This window comes from Viridibacillus soli (assembly GCF_016612995.1).
In the GTDB taxonomy this organism is placed as follows: domain Bacteria; phylum Bacillota; class Bacilli; order Bacillales_A; family Planococcaceae; genus Viridibacillus; species Viridibacillus soli.
The window spans coordinates 1-5,444 of the sequence record NZ_JAEOAH010000016.1 but is presented as its reverse complement, the minus strand read 5'-3'; the positions used below and the strand labels follow the sequence as shown (position 1 = coordinate 5,444).

Sequence of the window (5,444 nt, the reverse complement as noted above, 5' to 3'; positions counted from 1 at the left end):
TAGTTATTTCAAAATATTTGATAAAATACCATTTATAAGTAAATTATAGTTATTTGAAATGTGATTTCTTATTTTATTAGAATTGAATAATGAAATTACTGTAAAAGGTGTAATTGCTAGAGGAGAGAAGAAAGATGAATTTTAATAAGTATTCATATGTGAAGTTTGGAACTACATTTTTAGCTATATCTATTCTTTGGTTAGGTCTATTCTTCTGCGGTATACAAAATGCACTACCGCCTAATCCAATTAAAGAATTACCATTTAACAAAAAGTTAAATATCATAACTTGGTTCCCACAAGGATGGGGATTTTACAGTAAAAGTCCTCGAGATGCATATTTTAGTTTAGTGGATGTAAAAAGTGGAGAATTATCTGGGACATGGCCTAATAATCTTCCGCAAAACTATTTTGGTTTGAAACGTTTTGGGAGAAGCCAAGGGATAGAAGCTGGAATGATATCTAGTAAAGTCACAGAATCATTAATGCAGGAGTGTAAAGATAATCCCCAACAGTGCCTAACAAACTCTAAAATCATAATGAATGTAGAAAATGATAGCCCAAATCCTACTATATGTGGTGATATTGGAATTGTGAGTCAAGATCCAAAACCATGGGCATGGAGTAAAAGAAAAATAAATATGCCATCAAAAATAGCAAGGGTGAATGTAACATGTTCAAAAAAATAAGTATATACGCATATAACCTAGGTGTTTCAAATAGTCCTTGGACAAATGTGTATGGGTTCGCTAGAACGTTATTAGCTCTATCACTATTATTAACTTTATCTTTAAATGATGCAAAAATATTATTTCGTCCAGCTTCAGGCATTACGGAATTCCCAAGTTGTACCAATAATATTAGTATCTTTTGTATAGTTCCTAATGATTACCTCTATTTAAATATAGTCAAATGGGTATGTGTCTGTTTATTAATACTTGTAGCATCAGGATGGCGCCCACAAATTACAGGCATTATTCATTGGTATATAGCTTATAGCTTGCAAGTTTCCGCTATGACAATAGATGGTGGGGAACAAGTGAATGCCGTTCTATCGCTTTTATTATTACCAATTACATTAACTGATTCAAGAAAATGGCATTGGCAAGCTCCTATTCAAAAGGAAATTAAATCAGATAAAGAAATTGTCAAACGTATAATCGCAATTGTTACTTTCTTCGTAATACGATTTCAAATCGCAATTTTGTATTTACATTCAACTGTTGCAAAAGTATTTAATACAGAATGGATAGATGGTACTGCAGTTTATTATTATTTAGCCGATCCAATGTTAGGCTTACCGCCTCTTTTATATAATTTAGTACAGCCTATTTTATCTTCTCCTTTCGTAGTATTTGCGACATGGGGAACCTTAGTGTTACAAATTTGTTTATTTGGAGCTTTATTTGTCCCCGAAAAACATTGGAATAAATTTCTGATTATCGCACTAGTTTTTCATGAATCTATAGCAGTGATGCTAGGCTTGATAAGTTTTTCAATAACAATGTGTGGAGCGCTAATTTTATATTTAAGACCTTTAGATCAAGAGTTTAAATTGTTAAAAAAACAAAATTTGACTCATTCAAAAAATGAACCTTTAAATTTTAATACGATGGATAAAAAATCGGCAGTTAACGAAAGTGCTGATATTGACCGAAGTGTATATACTTGTCGAAAAATATAATGATTTAATATTATAAATAGATTTTAAGTATAATTATCAATTTTAAAATTAAATCTATTGTACAAGCAATGAAAGGAGGTGATTTTTTTAATAGTGCATATCAGGTTGGGATGTTCTTTTTTAAAAAAAGAATAATCAAATAAGATATAGTGGGTGATTTATAACACTAGTAGTTTGAAATGATTTATTAACAATATATTTGAAAAGGGGATAATTAAGAATCATGAAAAAATTCAAAAAAATCATACCAATTATAATGGCTTTAGGCCTAGCTATCAGTTCTACATCAGTTTTTGCTGCGGAAAATACAAATTCTAATACGCACAAAAAAACAGCTATTACTTCTGAAATGAAGAAACAGAAATATGATGGGGAAACAATCTATCGCGGATTATTTTTTGGTGATGGTCCTGTAGCAAAACTTTTTCCAGAAATTTGGTCGGATAAATTAATGACAGAAGCTAATACTACTGAAGCCAAGAGAGTATCAAAAACTATAAGTAAAAAAATTAATGAATTAGATCCTAACTATTTTAATGAATTGGAAGTAGCAGTTAAAAGTGGGGATAACGTAAAAGTTCAAGCTGCATTAGTAAAAGGTGGAAACTTATTAGTTAAAGTCTCAGAAGGTATTCAAAAAACTAAAGTAGGAGGTCGGGGAACAGCATTTGGTTGTAGTCTTGTTGCAGGTTGTATAGTAGCAGTTTATGCAGCTGGAGCAGTAACTACTGCTGTAGTAGTTACCCATGCAGGTGCAATTACTGCTGCTGTAGCAGTAGTTGCTTGGAAGTGGACGCCAAAATCTATGACTGATACAGAACTTCAATTGAAACATGAAATGTTCGTTGATAAGGTTACTACAACATTCGCAGACTAATCTTTAAAACTCACACATATCGACCTTCTGTTTCGATATGTGTGAATTTAGATTTATAGATAAAGAAATTAATTAATCTAAATTAATTTTATGTATTAAATATTTCCATGCTATGAATTCCTCATATATTAACCCATATAAAACTCTAAAAATTTTTAGTCTAAATAAATGGATCTACGTCAGGATTCTGGACACACAAAAATTAAGTTTTTTTGTTCTGCGCAACGACCATTCATGGAGTGTTACACATCCCGTGTAGCCCGTCAAAGTAAAAAGAGCCTTTGACCGCCTACACGGGATGTGGAGCGAGAAACTCATGGATGTTGCGCCCGAAAAATGTGGAGGGGGAGTCTCTCTTTCGCCCTTATTTTTTATGCTGCCTGGCACATTTTTTCATATGCATCTGGTGTTACATAACCGATGCTACCGTGAATTCTCTTGCGATTGTACCAACTTGCGATGTACTTAAATAAAGCCATACGAGCGGTTTCGAAACTATTATAACGCGTTCGATAGACTTCTTCTTTTTTGAGTGTTGCATGAAAGGATTCGATACAAGCATTGTCATATGGGCATTCTTTTCTACTAAAGGGTGGAATCATTTCATATTTTTTGAGTTGTTCCTGAAAAGCCTCACTTGTATACTGTGTACCTAAATCGGTATGAACAATCAGTCCTGGTGCTGGATTTTGTGCTTGTACAGCGTTTCCCATTGCTTCTTGGACGAGTTCCACTGTCATTTTCCGGCCAAATTTATAGCCGACAATCTTTTTCGAATGTAAATCAAGCACCGACGCCAAATAGCACCAGCCATCACGCAACGTGTGAATATACGTAATATCTGCGACCCATTTTTCATTGATGGTCGTTGTGGTAAAGTCTTGTTTGAGTACGTTTTCACGCGCCTCCATTGGCTTCTGAGTTGGTGAGCATTTCCATGCTAATAATATTTAATAACACGCGTGTTGATTATATGATTTTTACCAATAAAATATAAACAAAAGTGAGATGCCTCTTGTAAAATGTAAGTACGACCAAACATTCACAAAAGAGGGATCTCTCATGAAAAATCATACCACTTTCTTAAACTTGATTTAAAACTTTCTTTCTGAAGACAAGCTACAATCGATTTTAAATGAATTTCATTATGAAGAAACAGCACGCAAATGTACGGTTTCTACGCTTATTTCGTATATTACATGCGCTGCTGCGAACGAGTGGAAAAGTTTGCGACACTCAGCTGATGTTAGACCAAGTGCTGGTCTCATTTCCGTCGATCACTCATCACTTTCGAAATACTTGAAGTTGCTAGATTACGCCATTATTAAGCGTGTATTTGAAATGATCGTTGGAAAACTAAATCGCGCTATACGTCGAACTTTAAATGTGCCAAAAACCCTTTTATTCATTGATTCGACGACCATTACCATTGGGAAAACACGCTTACCCTGGGCAGTTTATCACGGTGAACGTTAATTGCATGTTAGCTTCGCAAATGAAACTGGTATGCCTCTTCGAATAGTTAAGATGACAGGCTTAAAACATGATGGACCGATTGGTAAACAATTAGAAGACAAACGGTTTATACTAGTTGGCGACCGCGCTTACTTCTCCATCGAGAAAGTCGTTCAGTACGTGAAAATAATCAAGATTTTCGCAGCTCTAATCGCTTATGTTTTATTAAAGTGGTTGCACGTTCAAATACAAAAACAGATTCAACGTTAACCCTTGTCACTCGTAGGTTTTCAGAGGCTATTTCTTTGTGATGCCTTGCCTTTTGAGTGGCAGATAGCTTTAAAAGAAATCATCGAAAATCATCGATTGATCTATTATGAAAATGTATAATTTTGTTTAATCAAAACGCGTGATTTAATAATTTATTTAATGGAGGAGATATTATGAAGAAAAAATCAGATTTTATTGCCCTAGTATGCTTGCTATTCACAATAGGTTCTTTTATTTATCTTTTACTTGGAAATAAAGGAATGAACGAATTCATTTTGGTAGGAATAATACAGTTAGGTGTATTAGGAACAGTATTTTTTTGTATTAAATCTCCAAAGACTAAATTACAGAAAATTGTTTTATGGATGTTGTCGTTATTTTCTTTAACTTTTTTACTTTTTTTGTTTACAAAAATAATATGAGTATAAATTTAATTTTAAAAAACTAGTCCTATATTGCAAATGAGTGGATTTAAGTCAATATCTTGGAAACAAAAAGAGTTAAGTCATGCTGTTACTCGACATAATTTTTCTACTTCATCTGGTGTTAAATATTGATTGCTCCGTGTATTCGTTTGTGATTATACCAGCTAAATTGGCATTTAGAATATGTTTGAAAGGGATAAACATTTAATGAATACAAAGAAAAAATTAGAATTTACATTTTTCACAGTATGGTCTACAAGTTTTAATACTATCATTGGAAATATGAGCCTATATGCTATGTTGGTGTTAGTCCTTTATAATGGATAAAGTCAGGTGGTAACCTGTCCAAATCCACTAATAAAGGAACTATGCATGGACAAGATTACACGAAAAACAATCATTTGGACAATGGTTTTCACCCATAAATCTTCAACTTTTTGAAGAAAACGTGAAAACGATGAAATTAGATGCGTATACGAAAAAACTTACGACGGATTCATTCTTAAAATTGCTGCTTTTTGCGCAGCTACATGAAACAGAAAGTCTGCACGCATGTAGTGATTGCCTTTTTGACGATCAACCTCAAGAGGGAACAAATTTAGATTCTATCAGTGTTTCACAACTGTCACGTCGTTTAAATACGATGAATCCAGACATCTTCCAACAGCTTTTCCTTGATTTTGTCGTTCAAATTCACCAAAAAACGAATATCTCGAAAAGCATCATGCCATTT

6 protein-coding genes and 2 pseudogenes are annotated in these 5,444 nt (G+C 33.4%); 7 read left to right on the top strand and 1 reads right to left on the bottom strand.

The genetic code is table 11. The annotated features are described in order from the left end of the window. The first annotated feature begins 134 nt into the window (after positions 1-134). The 3 genes from JFL43_RS12165 to JFL43_RS12155 all read left to right on the top strand — a co-directional run bounded on the left by JFL43_RS12165 (position 135) and on the right by JFL43_RS12155 (position 2,561). The gene (locus JFL43_RS12165; RefSeq protein WP_200749253.1) at positions 135-689 is read left to right on the top strand and encodes an SdpA family antimicrobial peptide system protein; all 555 of its coding nucleotides are present in this window, start codon (positions 135-137) and stop codon (positions 687-689) included. Then, positions 674-1,684: a sporulation-delaying protein SdpB family protein gene (locus tag JFL43_RS12160; protein ID WP_200749252.1), complete on the top strand. Its 1,011-nt coding sequence runs from the start codon at positions 674-676 to the stop codon at positions 1,682-1,684. Before JFL43_RS12165 ends, JFL43_RS12160 begins: the two co-directional genes overlap by 16 nt. 223 nt (positions 1,685-1,907) lie before the next feature. Then, entirely contained in the window at positions 1,908-2,561 is a 654-nt protein-coding gene (locus JFL43_RS12155; protein WP_200749251.1) for a sporulation delaying protein family toxin, read from the top strand. 371 nt (positions 2,562-2,932) lie between these two features. Here the strand turns inward: JFL43_RS12155 and JFL43_RS12150 are convergent. Then, positions 2,933-3,511, bottom strand: a pseudogene (locus JFL43_RS12150) (IS3 family transposase); the annotation flags it as partial. Between the two features lie 277 nt (positions 3,512-3,788). Here JFL43_RS12150 and JFL43_RS22595 point away from each other — a divergent pair. From JFL43_RS22595 to JFL43_RS12135, 4 genes and pseudogenes are all read left to right on the top strand, one after another. Beyond that, positions 3,789-4,037, top strand: a complete 249-nt coding sequence (locus JFL43_RS22595) for a hypothetical protein (RefSeq protein ID WP_234447754.1) — start codon at positions 3,789-3,791, stop codon at positions 4,035-4,037. After that, on the top strand, positions 4,038-4,286 hold the full coding sequence (locus tag JFL43_RS22590; protein WP_234447753.1) for a hypothetical protein: 249 nt from the start codon (positions 4,038-4,040) through the stop codon (positions 4,284-4,286). 173 nt (positions 4,287-4,459) lie between these two features. Then, the gene (locus tag JFL43_RS12140) at positions 4,460-4,708 is read left to right on the top strand and encodes a hypothetical protein (RefSeq protein WP_200749250.1); all 249 of its coding nucleotides are present in this window, start codon (positions 4,460-4,462) and stop codon (positions 4,706-4,708) included. A 375-nt stretch (positions 4,709-5,083) separates the two neighbouring features. Then, a pseudogene (locus JFL43_RS12135) lies at positions 5,084-5,444 on the top strand (DUF4372 domain-containing protein); the annotation flags it as partial.